At 57.0% G+C, this 18,623-nt stretch carries 19 protein-coding genes and 1 pseudogene; 5 read left to right on the top strand and 15 right to left on the bottom strand.

What is annotated here, in order from left to right; all coding sequences use genetic code 11:
* Positions 1 to 167 precede the first annotated feature (167 nt).
* A complete protein-coding gene (locus ACLIJ1_RS16620) occupies positions 168 to 455 on the bottom strand; it encodes a GFA family protein (protein WP_411366650.1) in 288 nt (95 codons plus the stop codon).
* 30 nt (positions 456 to 485) lie between these two features.
* On the opposite strand from ACLIJ1_RS16620, the pseudogene ACLIJ1_RS16615 reads away from it, so the two are divergent.
* A pseudogene (locus ACLIJ1_RS16615) lies at positions 486 to 758 on the top strand (transposase); the annotation flags it as partial.
* Positions 759 to 911: 153 nt separating this feature from the next.
* On the opposite strand, the gene ACLIJ1_RS16610 reads toward ACLIJ1_RS16615, so the two are convergent.
* Together ACLIJ1_RS16610 and ACLIJ1_RS16605 are read right to left on the bottom strand one after the other, a co-directional pair.
* A complete protein-coding gene (locus ACLIJ1_RS16610) occupies positions 912 to 1,295 on the bottom strand; it encodes a BPSL0761 family protein (protein WP_411367027.1) in 384 nt (127 codons plus the stop codon).
* 161 nt (positions 1,296 to 1,456) lie between these two features.
* Positions 1,457 to 2,692: a hypothetical protein gene (locus tag ACLIJ1_RS16605; protein WP_411366649.1), complete on the bottom strand. Its 1,236-nt coding sequence runs from the start codon at positions 2,690 to 2,692 to the stop codon at positions 1,457 to 1,459.
* 229 nt (positions 2,693 to 2,921) lie between these two features.
* Between ACLIJ1_RS16605 and ACLIJ1_RS16600 the strand changes: the two genes are divergently transcribed.
* Positions 2,922 to 3,371 (top strand): thermonuclease family protein, encoded by a 450-nt coding sequence (locus tag ACLIJ1_RS16600; protein ID WP_411366648.1) that lies wholly within the window; start codon positions 2,922 to 2,924, stop codon positions 3,369 to 3,371.
* A 707-nt stretch (positions 3,372 to 4,078) separates the two neighbouring features.
* Here the strand turns inward: ACLIJ1_RS16600 and ACLIJ1_RS16595 are convergent.
* The 7 genes from ACLIJ1_RS16595 to ACLIJ1_RS16565 form a co-directional block, all read right to left on the bottom strand.
* Positions 4,079 to 4,447 carry a DNA-binding protein gene (locus ACLIJ1_RS16595; RefSeq protein ID WP_411366647.1) on the bottom strand — a complete coding sequence of 123 codons (369 nt, stop codon included), beginning with the start codon at positions 4,445 to 4,447 and terminating at the stop codon, positions 4,079 to 4,081.
* Positions 4,444 to 6,063, bottom strand: a complete 1,620-nt coding sequence (locus tag ACLIJ1_RS16590) for a TniQ family protein (RefSeq protein ID WP_411366646.1) — start codon at positions 6,061 to 6,063, stop codon at positions 4,444 to 4,446. Before ACLIJ1_RS16590 ends, ACLIJ1_RS16595 begins: the two co-directional genes overlap by 4 nt.
* Positions 6,060 to 7,535, bottom strand: coding sequence for a TniQ family protein (locus ACLIJ1_RS16585; RefSeq protein WP_411366645.1), 1,476 nt, complete (start codon positions 7,533 to 7,535; stop codon positions 6,060 to 6,062). Before ACLIJ1_RS16585 ends, ACLIJ1_RS16590 begins: the two co-directional genes overlap by 4 nt.
* On the bottom strand, positions 7,513 to 8,523 hold the full coding sequence (locus ACLIJ1_RS16580) for a TniB family NTP-binding protein (protein WP_411366644.1): 1,011 nt from the start codon (positions 8,521 to 8,523) through the stop codon (positions 7,513 to 7,515). Before ACLIJ1_RS16580 ends, ACLIJ1_RS16585 begins: the two co-directional genes overlap by 23 nt.
* Positions 8,520 to 10,475: a hypothetical protein gene (locus ACLIJ1_RS16575; protein WP_411366643.1), complete on the bottom strand. Its 1,956-nt coding sequence runs from the start codon at positions 10,473 to 10,475 to the stop codon at positions 8,520 to 8,522. Before ACLIJ1_RS16575 ends, ACLIJ1_RS16580 begins: the two co-directional genes overlap by 4 nt.
* Positions 10,438 to 11,169 carry a hypothetical protein gene (locus tag ACLIJ1_RS16570; RefSeq protein WP_411366642.1) on the bottom strand — a complete coding sequence of 244 codons (732 nt, stop codon included), beginning with the start codon at positions 11,167 to 11,169 and terminating at the stop codon, positions 10,438 to 10,440. The genes ACLIJ1_RS16575 and ACLIJ1_RS16570 overlap by 38 nt, the downstream gene beginning before the upstream one ends.
* 255 nt (positions 11,170 to 11,424) lie before the next feature.
* The gene (locus ACLIJ1_RS16565; RefSeq protein ID WP_411367026.1) at positions 11,425 to 11,616 is read right to left on the bottom strand and encodes a DNA-binding protein; all 192 of its coding nucleotides are present in this window, start codon (positions 11,614 to 11,616) and stop codon (positions 11,425 to 11,427) included.
* Positions 11,617 to 12,228: 612 nt separating this feature from the next.
* On the opposite strand from ACLIJ1_RS16565, the gene ACLIJ1_RS16560 reads away from it, so the two are divergent.
* Positions 12,229 to 12,936, top strand: coding sequence for a hypothetical protein (locus ACLIJ1_RS16560; protein ID WP_411366641.1), 708 nt, complete (start codon positions 12,229 to 12,231; stop codon positions 12,934 to 12,936).
* 129 nt (positions 12,937 to 13,065) lie between these two features.
* Here the strand turns inward: ACLIJ1_RS16560 and ACLIJ1_RS16555 are convergent, their stop codons facing one another.
* Together ACLIJ1_RS16555 and ACLIJ1_RS16550 are read right to left on the bottom strand one after the other, a co-directional pair.
* Entirely contained in the window at positions 13,066 to 13,230 is a 165-nt protein-coding gene (locus tag ACLIJ1_RS16555; RefSeq protein ID WP_411366640.1) for an integrase core domain-containing protein, read from the bottom strand.
* 462 nt (positions 13,231 to 13,692) lie between these two features.
* Positions 13,693 to 14,157 carry an N-acetyltransferase family protein gene (locus ACLIJ1_RS16550; protein ID WP_411366639.1) on the bottom strand — a complete coding sequence of 155 codons (465 nt, stop codon included), beginning with the start codon at positions 14,155 to 14,157 and terminating at the stop codon, positions 13,693 to 13,695.
* A gap of 46 nt (positions 14,158 to 14,203) precedes the next feature.
* Between ACLIJ1_RS16550 and ACLIJ1_RS16545 the strand changes: the two genes are divergently transcribed.
* Positions 14,204 to 14,821: a TetR/AcrR family transcriptional regulator gene (locus ACLIJ1_RS16545; protein ID WP_411366638.1), complete on the top strand. Its 618-nt coding sequence runs from the start codon at positions 14,204 to 14,206 to the stop codon at positions 14,819 to 14,821.
* Positions 14,822 to 14,933: 112 nt separating this feature from the next.
* Positions 14,934 to 16,223, top strand: a complete 1,290-nt coding sequence (gene fabF / locus ACLIJ1_RS16540; RefSeq protein WP_411366637.1) for a beta-ketoacyl-ACP synthase II — start codon at positions 14,934 to 14,936, stop codon at positions 16,221 to 16,223.
* 612 nt (positions 16,224 to 16,835) lie between these two features.
* Here fabF and ACLIJ1_RS16535 read toward each other — a convergent pair.
* The 3 genes from ACLIJ1_RS16535 to ACLIJ1_RS16525 all read right to left on the bottom strand — a co-directional run bounded on the left by ACLIJ1_RS16535 (position 16,836) and on the right by ACLIJ1_RS16525 (position 18,573).
* On the bottom strand, positions 16,836 to 17,474 hold the full coding sequence (locus tag ACLIJ1_RS16535; protein ID WP_411366636.1) for a glutathione S-transferase family protein: 639 nt from the start codon (positions 17,472 to 17,474) through the stop codon (positions 16,836 to 16,838).
* Positions 17,475 to 17,654: 180 nt separating this feature from the next.
* A complete protein-coding gene (locus ACLIJ1_RS16530) occupies positions 17,655 to 17,960 on the bottom strand; it encodes an NIPSNAP family protein (protein ID WP_411366635.1) in 306 nt (101 codons plus the stop codon).
* A 91-nt stretch (positions 17,961 to 18,051) separates the two neighbouring features.
* Positions 18,052 to 18,573, bottom strand: coding sequence for a GNAT family N-acetyltransferase (locus ACLIJ1_RS16525; RefSeq protein ID WP_411366634.1), 522 nt, complete (start codon positions 18,571 to 18,573; stop codon positions 18,052 to 18,054).
* Positions 18,574 to 18,623: the final 50 nt, after the last annotated feature.

Genomic DNA, 18,623 nt, shown 5'->3' with positions numbered 1-18,623 from the left:
TCGCCCTGTCACACCGGTCGATCCGGGGTGCTCATTGAAAGACGACAACTCTTGTCGCCATCGCACTTCGTCTTGGTGATTCTTCATCCGATCAAGCTTGAAGTGGGGAGCACCTTTGTTTGACCCAGCGATATACCGACAGGCGCAGCCACCCCTAGAGCTGCTTTCTAAAATTGAGCACCTCGACCTGCTGCGCGAGTGTTTTGTACAGCGCGATTGCTGGGGAGATTGCCTCCCAAGAGTTGAACTGCCGCATTCCGCACCCAGAGTGCCGTGCCAAAAGCACTGGAAGACTGGCGCTGGCAGTCAGTGCAGCGGCACGCAAACAAGGTTGCTGGCTTACCCAAGATGCGGTACTTCACTTCCCCGCATTGACACTGCCCTTCAAGGGTCTCGATCACGTTTGCATACCTAACGAATGAAAGGGACTTCCCCGTCCTGGGTGATCCGCACATTTGCGGGATACGGCAACTAGGTGCCACGATCTGGTGCACACGGTGGAGGACACAGCGGCCAACGTCAACGACGTGACGCAGGCGCACGCGCTGGTGCATGGCGAGGAAGCCAACGTGCTGGCCGACGCGAGCTACCTGGGCGTGGACAAGCGAGCAGAGACCCAAGGCATCAACGTCAACTGGCACCTGGTCATGCGACTGGGCATGCGCAAGGTGCCGGCCAAGAACACGGCGCAGCTGCAGACGTTGTTTGCGCTGAGCAATCTGTGGATGGTTCGACGCACGTTGCTGCAGGAGATGCGGAGACGAGTGCGACTGTCGCGGCCAAAGGGTCGTGACATGGGCGAAATTGGCCTTCAAAAGGACACCGCAAGCCTGAAATTGCCGCCATCCGAAATCGAGTACATGAATTCACGCTGCGACGGGCGTTGTGCAGACCATCCCCAGGGTTTCAAGCTATTCCAGGCGGTCATAGTCCGGACTGCCGAATTCCCTTCCTACCGGCCGGACACAACCCCACTCAGAGGGTTCAAGAGTCGATTGCAGACCATTGCTCTCGGTCGCGCGCATCGTCGATTGCTTCTTCGCGACACTTCCTGGCACCGTACCGGTCACATGACCCTGGACTGAATCTTCCGGAGCTAGCCATCGCTGATCGAGAAACTCGTGTGGCAGGTGCTCGATATCACTGATCATCTGTCCGAGGTCGTGAGGATCCGGATAGTGACGCAACGCAGCCCGTGCCTGAGAACGGAGATCCTCAGGCACGTCGTCTCGTGCAACCATCTTGCGCAGGATTTCACCGGCAAACCGGAGAGCCCGTGCACGCTCACTTGGCATCGTCATGATTTCCTCCATTTTCACAAAATGATTGACAGTAAGGTCTATCTTGGGGACTGCTTTCGGTCAGCATCAACACCGGGTGCGAGAGGACTTTGACTGCGTGGTGCCGCAAAGTCGGCCACTCGTTGCCTCCGATGCAAGGCAACGCCAGGGCGAGGTCAGTCGTCTTTTGCTGTGTAGTGATTTTGTCGTTCCGAAAGGCGACGCGCAATCACGTCTGGCAATTGACGAAGAGTGGACACCATAACTGTTCCTGTTCCCTGCAACAAAGCTTTGGCGTGGTGGGACATTCCTTGATCGGATCGAAAGACATCCACATACGGGGCGTACATGCAGTGAAGTGAGTCAACGAACGCGCTTTGCTTTGGTGCTTTCCCACGAGAGAACAGTACCGGATCGCGCCATACCGCCATGTAAGACAGCACACAAAGCGATAGCCCAGGGCACGCGACGATGATGTCCTTGGCCTTGGGCTGAATATTGGTCACGTTCAGCAACTTCTGGCACCCCGCCGAGACAACACGCTCTAGGATCACATCGGCCTGTTTGTTCCAAGTAGATGGTGAAAGCGCGGGCTGAACATCGGCCTTGTTGGGACGATCCCTTGATCGTAGGGATTCGGCAAGTTGTTGGAAGCTTCCAAACACCAGATGAGCTCTCCTAGCCGGCTCCCTTACCCATGCGGAGAAGTGATCCCCATCATCGGGGTGTGTCGCGAACCAACCCATCATCCATGCTGGGTCGACGAAACAAGTCTTGAGTGCAGCAATTGCAGCATCCCTTGAACCGCCTCCAACGCAGTAGTCGATGACAGCCGAAGCGGACTCCGGTTTGAGTGGCAGACGGTTTGAGATTACGTCTGGCGTCGCAGATCGCGCGACTTGACGGGCAAGTGCCTCTAGCTCTGTCTTTCCCCGTTGCGACTGCATTCGCCGCTTGGCTGCTCTACGTTGCTCACGGTTCATTTCGGAGGGTAGTTCGACCTCGTGCGAATTTTTTTCGATCACGTCTGCGAGGCCCTCTCTCAAGTCGTCGACCAGCGCTGGCACTGTGTCGGGAAACCATTCGCCGACACTGGAGTGCACTGAAATGACTGGAGAAGGTATCCCCGTCAAGCAAGCAAGTTCGTGCCGAAGAACCTTGTCGTACGAAATCAACGCGTTGCTGCCGCATAGCTGCGCCATAACCCGAGCGCGCTCCATAGCACCAACGGCGCTATTCCCTGGCAATGGAGACACCTCGCTGAGTATGGAGCCCGAGAAATAGAACGAAACCTCCCCAGAAGTTGCATGACGCTGAAGGATCTTCAGCGTGTCGCCATACAAGTCAACAAGGCTTGGGTTGGATAGGTTGGAGTAGTCGCTGCTGTCGAGAAAGACGGAAAGTGGTTTCACGGTCGCACGTCATCAATGAAGGGTCGATCGATACTGTGCTCCATCTTGCGTGGCTGTCTCGGATGGAGTTTCTGGAGATTGCCTTGCTCATTCCAATAGGGGATGCACACTCATCAGCCGTTAGGCATGATCCAGGTTCCTCCAAGGGCGTGTGACAGCGTTCATGGATTAAGGCCCGCCGCGTGCGGGCTCATTTTTTGAACATAGCGTCCTCGGTAGACCACTTCTCATGCCGGCTTCTGCAGTCCTCTTTTGTCTCGTTGTCGCCATCTCCGACGGAGATACTCTGACAGCTCGCTGCGGCGAATCTGGCGCCTACGAACAAGTGAAGGTGCGCATCGCCGGTATCGATGCCCCAGAAAAGGCCCAAGCCTTCGGTCAACGTTCGCGTGAGGCGCTCGCTGATATGTGCCACCTGGAGACCGCCACCATCACGGCGAGGACTACGGACCGGTACGGCCGCACCGTGGCCGACGTGCAATGCAAAGGACAGGACGTTGGCAGTGCGCTGGTAGCCACCGGTTTGGCCTGGGTATTCGACAGGTACTCGGAGGGCTACGAGGATCTGTACCCTCTACAGAGAGACGCCATAGCTGACCGACGCGGTTTGTGGACCGACCCGGCTCCGGTAACGCCCTGGGACTGGAGGCAACAGCGCCGATCTAGTGCCCGGCAATAGCGTGCATTTCTGCGAGCTGAGACATTAGGCGAACCGCAATCTCTTCGCTGCGCTCTGCAGCTTCGGAAAGCCTGAGAGTCCCACTGTATAGACCACAGTAACGCACCTCGATGAAGTGCGCGAAGTCGTCTGCCACTGACATCGCTTCTTCTCTGATGGCCTCACTGAGGCTGCTGTACTCCGACGGGGCTGTGACAACTACTCCGTGCACCAGTGCTTCTGCCCGATACACACCAGGAACGACATTGTCGACAACCAGTGTGAGGATTTGTAGCTCAACAGCCGCCATAGTTTTTCCTTCCGCTCTTGGTGATGGTGTAGGTCCCGCCACGCGGCCCGACATAACAAGTCTGGCCACCAAGGGACGAGTGATTCATCCGCGGAGCAACGTTCGTAGTGGTGGAGTTCGACATCACACCGTTTGGCACGGCGGAGTGAGCAGCTTGCGGTGTCGAACTCCTTGACGGACCCTGCGCCTGCCTGTTGGCCACCTGCAGACATTCAACGCGCTTCGATGCGGTTTCCAGCAGGCTGCATGCCTCGATGAGAATCGCCGGCACCTGTGCACTCACCTGCGTAGATAGCAAAGAGATCAAGCACACGACTGCCCCAAAAAGTGCTTTCTCGAATCTGCTCCTTGATGTCATGTGCCTCCTCCTCCTCCTCTTTTCTTTACCCTGCATCTGACGAGGATGCCTGCTACTTCATCAGCCAAGGTGCCCAGCACTGATTGACCCAAGGTAGCCAACGGCGTCGTCTGTGCGACCTTCTTTCACCAACTGCATCAGTGTCTTGTTGCTGAACGTAGAGATCGGATGGCCCTTGATGAAGGTGGCGCTGCGCAGCAGGTCTGGCTCAACGGTCACAGCTACCGACAGCAAACGCAAAAGGTTGCGCAGGGCTCCCTGAAGCTGTACGGATTCGGGGTGGGTTCGCAGCGTCTCTACATCGACGCCGGCGACTTCTGCAAGATCCTGCTCTTGCAGACCCAGCAATTTGCAGAAGGCGGGGACGGACAAGCGCGTGGTCCCAGGCTCCCGAAGTTTCTCCGCGAGGGTGAGATGGGAAGTCTTCATGCGATACCTCGATCAAAGTATTTTGCGCCTGACAGGGCTCGCAACGGACCGTGCATTTGCTGAGTCAGGCCATCGGCCCTGGCGGGTGCCAAGAACACGCAAGGGCTGCGGTCAAGGTCCGCCGGCAGCGAAGAGGTCAGTGAACGGAATCGCTTGGCAGTTTGACGGCAACTTTGAGTCTCACTCATGAGCACTCGTGTGGATCGAGTCAAGTCATTGCGAAGAGTCAGCAACAACGAGTCGACGACGGCCGCAAACAATGTGCCGTCCAAGATGCAGTGCAAACGTGCTTCGCCCAGTACATGAACCATATCCATCCTGGTCCAACGTTGATTGCAGGCAAGACCATGAGCTCGCAGAAGTTCGAGGAGCACGGCGACCAGTGCAAACGAGGCCGGGAGCCTTGATCTCAATGGCTCATGGGCTGTTCGATCCATAGACTGCGTGCAGGCACCGAGAAACGACAGCCATTCGTCTTGGGTAGCCTGGGCTCGTTTTGTCGGATAGAACTCTCCCAGACCTTTGCTCCCCTTCCAGCACAGTTGAGCGCGAATTTCGGTGATGGTGGGCTCTTTGCCTTTGCGTGTCCGTAGGTCGGCAATGGTGGAGGCAAGTACGTCCCTTGTGACGAACCGGTTTTGTCTGGCCAGCTCCGCGTCAATGACCGCCGTCATCCAGGGTGGTTGCAGTTGAGACGTTCCATCGAAATGCACCCTCGTGATGTCTGCCTCTTTGCAGAAGGACAAAAACGAGGATGGCCACCGTGACAGAATTTGATGTGCTGCTGGAACCAGAACCGCACGATCAGCGACACACAGCAACTCGAAGGCACGCGATCGGCTTGCTGAGCGAGACAGATTTGACAGTGCCTCTGACCACACGGTGTTTGTGGCTTTGATGTTGTTCGCTGGGAGGTTGCGCAAAAAGATCTGTCCGACAGCACGCAAAGCTTGAAACGCTTCTATCGAAGGAACCGATACCTCCCCCAACTGCACGAAGGAAATGTCGAGCCAACTTGCTGGATCGTCAGCAAGAACAACGGGCTCAGGGTTGTCGACAGTCGATTCGTACTCGAACCCACAATGCCAGCAGTTGCGCAGGGACTGAAACCCCTCGTGTACGGCGTCATGTCTTCCACAACCAGATGGCCAGGGAGCACATCCGCATCGCGGACATCGATCCAGAAGCCGGGTTCGATGCGTCTCGCAATGTGTGACGAATCCCAAGCGCCAACGAAGACGAAAGTGGGGAACAGCGTCGGTCGCGAGACAGTCTGGACAAAACATTGGGCCATTCGTATCACCAGCTGCTGCCATGCGTGAGCGCAACCACCATGGCGGTTGACACCGAGGCGTCAGCGAGTGGATCACCTTGCCGAGCAGTGACCGAAGGGTCATTGACATGACCTGATCGAGGGTGGCGCCGTGCAGCCGAGCGATCCAGTTCAAGTCATGCAGGGACACACCCAGATCAGGGTCGGAGCGACGCGTTCGCTCATCGAGAACGGGAAACAGCGAATATCCGTTGGCCCATCCGGCCCGCTGACGCCAAGACGACAGCGACTCCCCTGGTTGAGGTCTTGGCCGAATGAGGAAGGGAGTGGACGTATCCCTCATCGGAGGTTCAGCTTCTCCCACTCGCGCAGACTCTCGAAATCGATCAATATTTCATCGAGTCGCGTGACGTGGGTCGTGGTCTTGTTGATCGCAATTTTTCCCTGCAGCAAAGCATCGAAGAACGCCTGTAGATGGCGCAAAGGCCGCTTTTTGAAACGGTATACCACCGCAGGTAGCAGAAGCTGATCGTTGATCAAGTTGGGACGCCGTCGAGCCAGACGCAGGAGAGTATTCGCGACCGAGAACACCTCAGCCGGATGCACTCGAATGCTGCGTGGCGTTATCCCATAAGGGACGCCATACAAAACTTTGGCTTTGACCAACGAGCGGATCACGCTGCCGCTCGTGCCCAAGGTGAGCGCCATCTCTGAAACAGACGCCGTTGACATGGTGATTTGGATAGCCTTCTGCACCATCGCCTTGTCAATCTGATATCGCCGGATGCCATTCGCATTCTTGGTGATCAGACACTGTCCCAGTCGTCCGGACTCAATCCAATGTCGGGCCAAAACGTAGGAGCACCCGGTAACTTCCATGAGATGCCTGATTCCCACAGTCCTTTGCGGGTTGCTTTGAACCAGTTGAGGAGTCTTCGTGCCAGGCAATCGAAGGCCACTGTACCGTTGTGACCATTCCCGGACACCGCTTTTGATCTGAACCAAGACATCTTTTCGGTTGAGGGGCGCGGTCAGCAAAAATGAAGAGACAAAAATTTTTTCCTCAGAAGAAAGATGACGCTCAAGAAACGCATGCAGGCCTTGAGGCCACTGCTCAAAGATGTCCTCAATGCCTTGAAAGTCCGCATATGACATGAAAACGTTGTAGAACTGTGAGGGCCGTTTTTGTTTTTTGACGCTTGCAATCGTCTCCCTCATGCTCTGCAGGCGTCTACAAAACATGACGGCGTGTGTCTCCAGAACACTCGACGCCTCGAAAGTCTTGGCGGGCTTCGCATAGACGTCCGCCAAGTCCAAGACCTTGTAGTAGCTGACGAAGTCTTTTGGCACCTTCTGCAGTGGCAGGCTCAAGTAGCTCATGCCGCAGTCGCAAGCCAGAAAGTGCTTGCGCAGATAGGAAATGGATCTCCCACACTTTGGGCATCGATCAACCAGCAGTAGGTGATGACGATCGCAGATGAACTCAAAGGCCCGTTCCCACGAAGCCTTGATGTACCGGGGCCACATCTCGTTGAGGCACAGCGGGCAAACTCTGCAAAGAAATGTTCGCCCTGACTCTTTCATCAGGTTCCGACCAGAGCCCGACTGTGCAAAGACTCCGGGGGTTTGTTCGACGTGCTTGATTCCAAGTGCTCCCATCACGACCTCAGGTTGACTTGCAACCAAAGTCTGTGGAATGACTCCAAGACGTTGCGCGAAGCTCTGAAGACCATTTGTCATATGGTTCTGCTCGGCGATTCGCAAGAGGTATCCCGGCCAGGACTCGCCTTCTTCAGGTCGCGGTTGAATCAGCAAGTTGCTCTCCTCGCAAGATCTCAAAAGGCTCGTCAGCGCGATGCAGCTGCCTGAGGACAAAGTCGTCCGAAAACGGGTTGAACTCTGGTTTGCACTGGCCATGCACGTATGCAAAGGCGCGTTCAAGGTCAGAGCGAGTCATCTGTTCCCTCGCTTCCTTGAAGGCCTCGTACCAACCTCGGTCTACGAGCTTGATCAGCCGATCGAAGATGCCGTCGCAGGCCAGGAACAGCCTCGCCCTGGTTTTTGGATCAACCAGACAGGACGGCTCAGCCAAGGGGAGCTGGGCGTCAATCTTTTCCAAGACGCGGCTGAACAACCGAACCCCTCGGTTGTCTGAAATCGAGAAGTAGTCCAGCTGTGCTCGATACCCAACCCGCTTGACGATCTGAGGGTCGCTGTTGATGACCAACTTGGCTTCCTGGGTGCCCAGAAACACCCAGACGGCAAACGACTTGTCGATGAACTGCCGCAGTCGGGTACTCACAAGTTCGACGCCACGCTTGGCACGCCGTGCTGGAATGTCCTGGACGTTGTCGATCAGGATCAGCCGTACCTCACAGTGGGTCAGGAACAGTTCAGCTGCTTTGTGGGTATCCACCTTGTGTTTGCGTCCCCGCGGATCTGGATCACCAAGGGCTTCCAAAATGGCGTACGAGAACTCGATCGGAGAGCAAGGGTCGGGCACTTCAATCAGCAGAACCGGCCGAATGGTTCGTTCGTCGTCCTGGCGAGCGTAGCGCTGCTCTCCGATGGCCTTGAGGCGGTTCATCAGCGTGGTTTTTCCCACTCCGGAACCTCCTGCCACGAACATCCCGCAGGCCTGGCGAGTGCGCTCGCATTCATCGAGCTTCTCATTGAGGTCGCTGATGATGCTTGCTACTGCAGGGTAAGCTACGAACAGCTCCCTGTTCCATTCCTGCCGCTTTGGTGCATCGCATCCAAGCCAACGCCGCTTGTCGAGTTGGGTGTGTTCAACGTCACTCACCATTGGTCGTCCTCGTCGAGTTCGACCAGTTCAAGTTCCTGCAGCGATGACTCCAACTCGGTCATCTCAACCATCCGCGTCTCTCCGGGCGATTGACTAGGAAGCTTTGCGTTGTCCCGGGTCTCGGGGATCGACAAGTCCCCTGCATTTGCAGCGAGCTTTCGATACCTGAGCTTTGATGATCTGGACAGTTGATTCAAATATTCAACGAACTCCAGTCTCGCGTGGACCAAATCGTTCATGGACGGGTTGGTGATTTTCAAGGTGCGCGCAAACCGAAGGATGAGCGACTGTTGGTACCTTGTCAGCCCGTGCACGTAGTTGGGGTCCATCACGCAATCGACCCGCATCAGTGTTTTGGTCCGGGGGTGTTGCACCACGATATAGGTCAGGTCCTTGTAGTCCTGATAAACGATCACACTCGCTTGTGGACCCAGTTCTTGTTTCAACGCTGACAGCGGAAAAGACCAGTACCTGAGCTTGAGGGTTTCGATCGCGCCGTTCTCTCGGAAGCGCAGATACAGTGGCCTCAGCCGCATAAACGCGATCTGTTGGGAACTCCAACGGACTGCTGGTCTGTGATGCCGAAAGTGCATCTGCCATCGCTGCTTGGGCGTGAACCCGTCGTCACCAGGGTTGTTGAGGTACTGGTCGGTTACCCATCTGGCAAACCAGCGTCTGAATACGTCCTCCGTCAGGATGGCGTGACTCATGCCGTATTTGACGGAGTCTGGATCACCTTTGTCTCCGCGCCACCCTGGAAGCTGGGTGCAGAAGTCCTGTTTCACGATGTTGTTGAAGTGCTCAATGGCGGTCTTCTCTGTCGGCCCGTATGGGCGTGCCCCTGCAAGAATCAGTTGCATTTCTTCCCGGCGGTGCTCCATGCTTTTGGACTGGTTGTATCGAGCGTTGTCCATCAGGATGGTCCCCTGCGCCCCATAGCCAATCCAAGAATGCGCACACTCACTGAACAAGGGCTGGCCCATGTCCTTGGGCAGAAAGGAGTCTGCGATGGCACCAATCGCAGACTCATACGACCTGGGCCGATGACCCAGATCGAAGCCAAGAGGGACCTTGGAGTACTGGCAGACGCCGGAGGTCAGGTATGCGCGGCCGTGAGGAAGGCCTGTCCTGGGATCGACCAGGAAGACACCGCAGTCGGTGTCGTCGTACTCGCTCACGAGCAACGGGAACTGAGCGCTGTCCCGAGAGAGAGCGTTGTTGCGGTAGATGCGATTGGCCCGCGCTCGTCCGTGATTGCGGACGCATAGTTCGTAGGCGCCGAATTTCTCATCTACCCGGCGAGAGATGGTGCTGGCTCCAGGAATCGATATTTCGCTACCTGGTAAGGCCAGGTTTTCGGACGCGATCTTTACCCGCACTTCATCGATGATTTTCTGTTTGACGATCGGCCCTCGCTCTTGCGCGATTCGGGAAAGGATTTGGCCGAGTAGGGCATCTGCTCTCGGGTCGGTCCTTGGTTTGCCGCGTCCGCCACGCAGCGAGTAATTGGGTACCGCGACGGTCCAGTCGCCGCCAGTCTGTCGGACCTTTTGTTCAGTTTCACTCAGAGTGCTGATCGCATAGCGCCTGATGTTGGCCAATTCGGTAGTGGCGAGTGAATTGACGGCGGCGCGAACCCACGGTTCCTCGACCAGTTGAGTGATGCCTCTGTGTTTGAGCGCCTCGATCCACTGTCTCTTGTCCATCATCACCTGCACAGCCGCCTCAGACTCTTGCCGCAGCCTGGAAGTGTCCATGGCGGACGCGGCACTTGTTCCCGATGCGGTGGTCGGATTCAAGCCCATCTGGACGATCCCGGATTGGATGGCGTCGATCAGTTGATGCTCGGAGACCTGTTTCGTTTCGTTGGTGTGGACGTGGCGTAGAAAAACCTGTCCGTCGCAGAGTTTGTCAATGCGCAACTGATTCCCACCAGTCGAGAGCAGCATGCCTTCCGCCAAAGAGATGGAGGTACTTCTCGCTGGGAAAACAATGGCAGATCGGAGTGTTTTCATGGATTTTTTCGGTGACGTTGATGTGAAAGGCGCCGTAGGAGGCAGCAGAGATCGCGTCGTCCCAGCCGAACTCACTAAGCAAAGGAGCGAGAGTTGTTTGGGAAGCAGCAAAGCCGCGAACCTGTTCGATGCGTTCGCGTGACGCTGGGTGCCTAAAGCCTCGATCGAGCATCCGGACCGTGTGCGACGTGTTTGACGAGAGGTGGCCCCTGTCCGTCCAGACGTGGTACCCGATGCCCACTTGCTCCAGGAATGCGCTCTCGATGTCGAAACGTTCTTTCACCTCTTCGGTGATGAAGCGCTGAGACTTGACCTGGATGACGTGTAACGTTGATTCGCCTGTGGCCAGTTCGACAAGCACGTCAGGGATCCGGTCTTCTGGCCCCCCGATTTCCTCGAGCGAGAACGGTTGCGCCTTGAAGCGCTTGACCACGCCAAACCTCTGCAAGTAGCTCAGTAGCAGCAGGGCAGTGGCCTCGTGTCCTCCCTCGGCGTACTGCCATCCTGATGGCGTCAAGATCGGGAGGCGTGTGGTGGACTTGCTCTGAGTGGCGACGCACCGTCGAGGCGCGGAACCAAAAATCGCATCGCGCCACCCGAGCGAATGGCTTCTTTTTTTGTGGGTCATGGGACCTCCTTGCTCCTTGTAGGGCAGAGGTCACGCGCGCCGAATAGGCGTAGCTGTGCCTTCCCTGTAGCGAGAAACAAAAGTGAACAAGACCGGAGTTGACCGCCAGCGAACGAGGCGATAGAGTTGTGTCTGGTTTAAGGATCTCTCAACTTCGGTTGGGATCAAGGGCTGGACACTTTGGCGAGTGTTCAGCCCTTTGTATTTGTGCGAGCGCATGACGTCGCACCTGTACATCAGGCGTTGGCGGATTGGTTACTTCATACCGAGCGCCCTCGCGATATCAAAGCTTTGGCCGCGAAGACACTTGCGCTCTCCGCGGAGCACCGCATAGACAAGTGCCGGAGCAAAACCCTTTGAGCGAGCCCAGTCAGCGATCACAACGCCGTTGGCGCGAAAAGCTTCAAGGCTGCCAAGGTGCTGTGGTTGCGACTGCGGGGTCTGCATCTCAGGCGCTGATGCGGTCATTTGTCGCGCCTCTTCAACCATTCGAGAAATGCCTGCAGCCTGGCATCCACGCGCCTCGTTGCTGCAGCCTTGGCCGCGAAGCCACGTGGACATGTGTCCAAGCTACTTGGTGCAGCAGGGGACGAAGAGATGCGCGGGTCCATAGATCGCCGCACTCTGTCATATTTCGTTCCCTCCCGGTAGGGTCCGTTTTCAGCGAAGTTGAACCCATACCCGCTTAGATTGGAAAAGAATATTTCTTGTTGGTTCGGAGGCCCGCTCCCTATGGGAAGCGGGCCTTTTTTTCAACTCTCATTTCTTATAGGTGCCTATGACTGGACAGGTGGGCCGGGTCTGATCAAAGCTGCGAGGAATGGCCCACTTCCTCGCTAAGCAAGTCAAGCTCCGAAGCGGAGAGCGAGTCTCCGTGAATCGCCCCGGAGCGATTCAGAACTTTTATCAACACTTTTGGGTGCGCATAACCGTTCCGATGGATGAGTGTCTATGGCGAACGTAAAGCGAAACCCTTGGCAGAGCTTGAGGACCAGGTTATGGGCGACCACAGTCGCTGATGCATTGCAACTGCGTTCCGGGAAGTCGATCGAAGACCGCGTGAACAAGGCGTCGGGGCTCGAAGACTGTGAACCTTCCGGGAATTTCGGTCGCTATCTGTCAGGCAAGAAGATGCCGTCGCGAACCATCGGACCGATCGTGAGGAGTCCCTGGCTTGAACGAGTTGACGCCCTTGTACCGGGAGCGTCGAACATTTTTAGGTCACCGCTGTGGTACCTGCTGGACAGAGATCAAGACTCAACGATCGCAGAGCTTTTGCAGTGTATTGAGTTGTTGCCAGAAGAGGAGAGAGAGTGCTTGCTACTCCCTGGAACAGAGCATCTTCCTGCTCCGTATCGGATTCAACTGCCGTCGGAGACTGATCTGTTTTGGATCATCTCAAGAGACGCAGCTTGGCACTATGGATTTTTGGCTTGTGTCTTCCGAGCAGCGGAGCTGAGAGGCGATTCAAACTTGGCGCGACGAGCCTTGCTCTGCCTAATTCAGGGGATTGATCTCCGGCTGAGTCTGGCCGAAGAGAATGCTTGGTCTAGACCGGTAGAGCAGGAGCTCGGGCAACACGTCAGGGAATTCTTCGCTGAGTGGCAGTTTGCGATGACTGCGTCGCATAAGCCCGTGCAGCTAAGCGCTCACTTGCTCGAACACAGGCAGTTTGAAGATGGCTACATTATGCGCCGTCGTGAATTCAAGAATGCACAAGTCGAAGCCATTTTGAACGCCGATCCGAACCAGTGCTTCTCTGCCTGATTGGGTATTCCGGATCAATGTGGCCGTTGATTCTGGCCTGGCGTTCCCCCTGAAACAGGACAGCTCTGAACTACAGACTGGCCGCTTCGTTGGGTTGAACTGACCTGCTGTTGACGAACTCGCTCGGGGTCAGGTTACCGAGCGTGGGCCGGGTGGACGGCGGTGGTTGCAGTCGTCCTGCCGGACCTTCAATTTCTCCCGGGCATCGTGCAACGTGACGAACTCCTTGACATTGAGGAACTCGTCGCGAAGCCGCCCATTGAACGATTCAAAGCCATTTGCGCCGCCGTTCATATGAACACCCGAGATCAGAGTTTCTCGCGCCCAACAGGGCTTACGGCCATTGCCTCGCCTCCGTGCAAAGCAGGATCGAAGCGAGCGAGCTTGCACTCGAGTGACTCAGCATTACCAGCATTGCTGCTGCCTGTATGAGTGCCTACATCCGCCCCACTTGGCTCGGGTTGCTCGTAGGCAGGTTGAGTAGATCGAATGGGCTTCACTTTGTCACCTGCTGTGGACCCAACTCTCTCGCTTGCGCGATGATGCTTGGCGATGGACATGGTGAGCCTCCAGGTCAGGTACTTCTGTCAAGGTTTCCAACATAGAAACTGTTGGGATGTGCGAGCAAGTCCTCTCAAGCAACACCTACGCCGTGATGGCTGAGGTAACTGCTTAGCAGGGGGGGCCGCTGGAGCCGATACCCTTCGAAGATCACCAGCCGACGATAGGGTGTCTTGGTGGAATCAGCTTCGCGTTTCATTCGGTGTCATGCGTGTACGTGATTACACCCGAATACCGCGTCATCTTGTCGTAGAGCGCGCGTCCCGTTGCGTTGTCGGCATAGGTATGCCAGTACACCCGCGTGCTGCCTGCCGTCTTCGCAGCGAAGTAGACCGCCTCAATGAGTTTCTTTCCAGCACCTCGGCCTCGGTGGTTCGGTGAGGTGAACAGATCCTGGAGATAGCACACGTCGTTGAGGCGGGTGGTGCTTCGATGGAACAGGTAGTGCACCAAGCCAACGACAGCGGAGCCTTCGACTGCAATCAGTGCGTGGACAGGCTCGCCGAGGTCGAAAAGTCGCTCCCACGTCTTCTGCGTGATCGCCTCAGGCAGTGCAGTGCTGCCCTCCCGACCATAGAAGGCGTTGTAGCCATCCCATAGCGGTCGCCATTGCGCGTAGTCGGCAGGGGATAGCGGGCGAATCGAGATTTCTGAGGTCATGGTTTGAACATATGATGTCGATCATATTTTGGCATCCACGAAAAGTATGACCGATCGCAAACAGCTTTCGCATGACCGCATCGTCGAGGCAGCGTCGCGCGCGATCCGGCGCGAGGGTTTCCATGGAGTTGGCGTGGCCGACATCATGAAAGAGGCCGGGTTGACTCATGGGGGGTTCTATGCGCATTTCGAGTCCAAGGACGCTCTTTTGGCCGAGGCAGTGGGTCGTGCCGGTATCGATGCCTACGACCACTTGTCTGTGCGCATGGCTCAGCATCGCGCGCGCGGTGATTCACCCTTCAGTGCGCTGGTCAAGGCTTACCTGGGTCAGGCTCACGCGCAGGGCCGCGAAACGGGCTGTCCGATCGCTGCACTCGTGTCTGAGATACCCCGTCAGCCTGCGGAGGCTCGTGCGGTTTTTCTGCACCGCGTCGAGGGCTTCATCCTGAGGATTCAGCAGGCCTTGCCTGCACCTGCCCACCGCGATATGGCGGCGCAGGTTTCCAGCACGCTGATCGGCACCTTGCAGTTGGCCCGTTTGTTCGGTGCCGACACGCCTCAGGGGCGACGCTTGCTCAGACAGGCGCAGCAGAGTCTCATACGGCAATACGACCGTGCCTGTGACGGAGGGGCTGACGCCGAACCGGCAGATCGATTGGCCTGAGGTCTTCCCGGACATTCTTTCGTCAGAAATATGATTTTCATCATATTTCTACTCGTTCAAGAACCCACCATGAAGCAGAGAGATGCAGACAGATCCGTTTGAGGAAAACACGATGAGTTCCATGAAGCCAAACACAGAATGCCGCGTCGTCATCACCGGCCGCGGAATGGTCTCGCCTCTGGGCGTTGGCAAAAGGACTTCGTGGCTGCGCTTGGTCGCAGGCGAGTCTGGCGTGCGGGCGTTGCCCACCACGCTGTCCGAAGGTCAGGAGAGTCGCGTGGCGGGCCTGGTTCAGGATCGGTCAGCCGAGACCCCGGATGGTTTCGATCCAGGCCGCTTCATGGACGCCAAAGACATCAAGAAGGCGGATCGATTCATCCACCTCGCCTTGGCTGCGGCAGATGAGGCGCTCAAGGAAGCCCGATGGCCACCCATCGAAGAAAGCTCGCGCGCCATGACCGCGACCGTGGTTGCCTCAGGCGTTGGAGGTTTTCCCGCCATAGCAGACGCCGTCCGGCTCGCAGAGCAGCGGGGCGTAAAACGTCTCTCGCCTTTTACCGTACCGTCGTTCCTCATCAACCTCGCGGCGGGCCACATCAGCATCCGATATGGCTTCAGGGGACCGGTTGGCGCCCCGGCCACCGCGTGCGCAGCCAGCGTGCAGGCGATTGGGGATGCCGCACGGCTGATCCGCAGTGGCGAAGCCGATGTCGTACTCTGCGGGGGCAGCGAATCCACCATGGATCCCGTTACCCTGGGCGCCTTCTCGTCGGCTAAGGCCTTGTCCACTTCGTACAACGACACGCCAGCGACAGCATCCCGGCCTTTCGACCAGGCACGCGACGGTTTCGTGCTGGGCGAGGGTGCGGCCATGCTGGTACTTGAGTCACTCGACCATGCACTCAAGCGCGGCGCAACGCCCATCGCCGAAGTCCTTGGCTACGGCACCAGCGCAGACGCCTTTCACATCACAGCCTCGCCACCCGACGGAAGCGGGATGGTGCTCTCCATGTCAAGGGCACTGGCGCAGGCAAACATCCTCAGCGCCGACATCGACTACATCAGCGCCCATGCAACCTCCACGCCCGTTGGGGATGCCGCAGAACTTCGCGCCATCCACAGCGTGTTCCATTCGGGCGCGCGGGCAGCAGTCTCTTCGGTCAAAGGTGCTCTCGGACACCTCTTGGGCGCAGCAGGCGCCACTGCCACGATTTTCGCCACCTACGCCATGCAGGAAGGACTGGTGCCTCTCACCTGCAATCTTTCAATGCCGGATGCAGGCGCTGCAGGATTGGATCTGGTCTACGGCACTTCTCGCGAGATGAAGGTCAACCATGCGCTCGTCAACGGCTTTGGCTTCGGGGGAGTGAACGCGTCGCTCGTGCTGAGAGCAATGTCATAACCAAGGGACGCAGGTGCGCCAACCTATCACCCGTCGCTGCCCGGTCAGGGGAGGATGAAGGCTCTCTTCACCGGCTATGCGAACCAACCCGCGAGGGAAGGGTGAGTGCGCGAACCCTGGCAGCCTCGCAAAAGTGCCGATTGCGTGGGAGCCAGAGATGCAGCCAAGCGACGCCCCTCTGCCTTGAGTCTGACCTTGGCAAGTTGGCTTGCTCGTATGCTCGGCCAAGCCTTTGAGGCTGACACTCTGCTTCAGGCTGTGTCGATGGAAGCAGGAAGGCGTTGTGGTCATCGACACAATGATGCTGTTCAAGGAGTATCTCCAGACCAAACACGACCAAAATCGGGTGAACGGGTACTGCGCGCAGAGGCTTCGTTCTTTGGGCGCCGTTTGGTTACCGCCTTGTTGCATCAGCGGGAGTACTCCCGCCCGGGAGAAACGATCAGCAATCGCTGCATTGCTGCCATCAGCTTTTGGAACTGCAGTTTGTGGCTTTTGGCCACGAGCAGCTTTTCCGTACACAGAAGATCTGTTGTTCAACTTTTGATCTCACCTGAGGGTGACAACGGAGTAGCCTGCTGGCGAACCTCATGGGGCGCGAAAGCACCGGCCTCATTCCCAGGGCGAAATTGCCTCAGCCTGCAGCGCTGCGGCGATGGATGGCCGCAGCGCGAGATTCTCTAAGTAGCACGTGTAGTTTGGGTAGAGCACCTTCATCTCGTACCCTTGGCGAGTGCCCCAGCGATAGAAGACCAGCCAAAACGGATCAACAACAGAGAAACCAGTCCCAAGTGCGAACGCGTGACGACCAAGATGGGCTTCAATGTCTGCCAGACAGCGCCGGAAGTTCGCATGCCCGCTAGATTGAACAGGTGGAAAGTCAGCTGCGCTTGCAACGAACCTTTCGGGTCGAAGAATCTGAGCGAATGCGACGTGAACCGTATTGGACGACCACGCCAGAAGCTCAAGGCATCTCGCTTCACTCTCTCCGCCGGCAGTGGGGTAGAGCTCGGCCAGAGGAAACTTGCGACCCAGGTAAGCGAGGATTGCTGGATTCTCCGTGAGCGTAAAGCCATCGATTAGAAGAGCGGGAATGCGACCCTTGGGGTTCACGGCCAAGTATTCAGGAGAGTGGTTGCTGCGGTCTGCAGTCGAGAACTTGCGAAGTTCGAACTCAACTCCAATCTCGCGCAGCACGGCGTGCGGCGCAAACGAACAGGCCCCGGGTGAATAGTAGAGAGCGATGGTCATGAACGACTCCTGTGATGCCAACCGTTATGCCGATCAATACAGCAGCAACGACGGCCGTTTTGGGAGGCCCCGAGGCTTGCGGGAGGCGATGCCCAAGGGATGAGCTCATTGCTGTGCTGAATGTGCTGCGGCCCTACCGCTTTGTTCGGTACGGGTGCCGGCGAATGAAGGGACAACGGCCTATTCAAACACCGGCCGAAAGAATGACCGCTCACAGCTCAGGAAGCATCGTGTCTCTTCGGCAAACCTGAAAGCTGCTTGGCAGTCCGGATCTGCCAAAGAGTCCTTTCGGTACTGCTCGTAGCTGGCCAGGGACGGAAAGGAAAATGAGGCTAAGGCGATGTTGCTGGCGCCCTCCGAGGGCAGCAGGTATCCATGATGGAGTCCTCCGAATCTGCGAACGAGCGGAATCCAGCGCTTGGCGTAGGCTTCAAATTCATCGAGTTTTGCGGAGTTGATAACGTATCGAAGGTGGCAGGTGATCATGCTCAGACTGTGTGAAGGTTGAGGTCTCTGGAGGGGTCCGGCTTGCGAAATCGGCGTGACCGGCGCAAGTTTGCGTAGGGGGAGGTTGAACTCAAATCCGAATCGCCTTGGTCATCTCAAGTACCTTTACCCCACCGACGAAGGGGACCCCGAACTCACCACTGAGGGGGTAGGCACTGCTTCTCCCCGTGCGCCTGTAGCCGCGCCGTTCATAGAACGCAACCAACTCAGTTCGGCACTCAATCACACTGATCTGCAAGGTGGTGGCTGCACCCGACTGCTTTGCGTACTGCTCAGCGTCTTCCAGCATCAGCTTTCCGTGACCTATGCCCTGAAGCCCTGGATCCGTGGCAAGCATTCCGATACATGCCACAGAACCGACAAAAGATACCTGCACACAGGCGATGATCGAATCCGCCTGGCGGCGGATGAGCATCACTGATCCGCTGTTCATCGATGCGATGACCTGATGTTCAGATGTTCTCGAGCCACGGATCCACTCGGTCTCGTGAGTCCATCCACCCGTCCCTGCCACTGGTCTGTATGCACGATTGACGAGGGCTGCGATGTCACTCGCGTCTTTGTGCGCTGCGATGGAGAAATCGCGGTTCATCGAATTCCAACCCATTGACTTTTGCCTGCATTGCCATGGTGTGCCTGGTG

This window comes from Hydrogenophaga sp. RWCD_12, from assembly GCF_046604225.1.
In the GTDB taxonomy this organism is placed as follows: Bacteria; Pseudomonadota; Gammaproteobacteria; order Burkholderiales; family Burkholderiaceae_C; genus Hydrogenophaga.
This window is presented reverse-complemented; position numbering and strand designations above follow the sequence as displayed.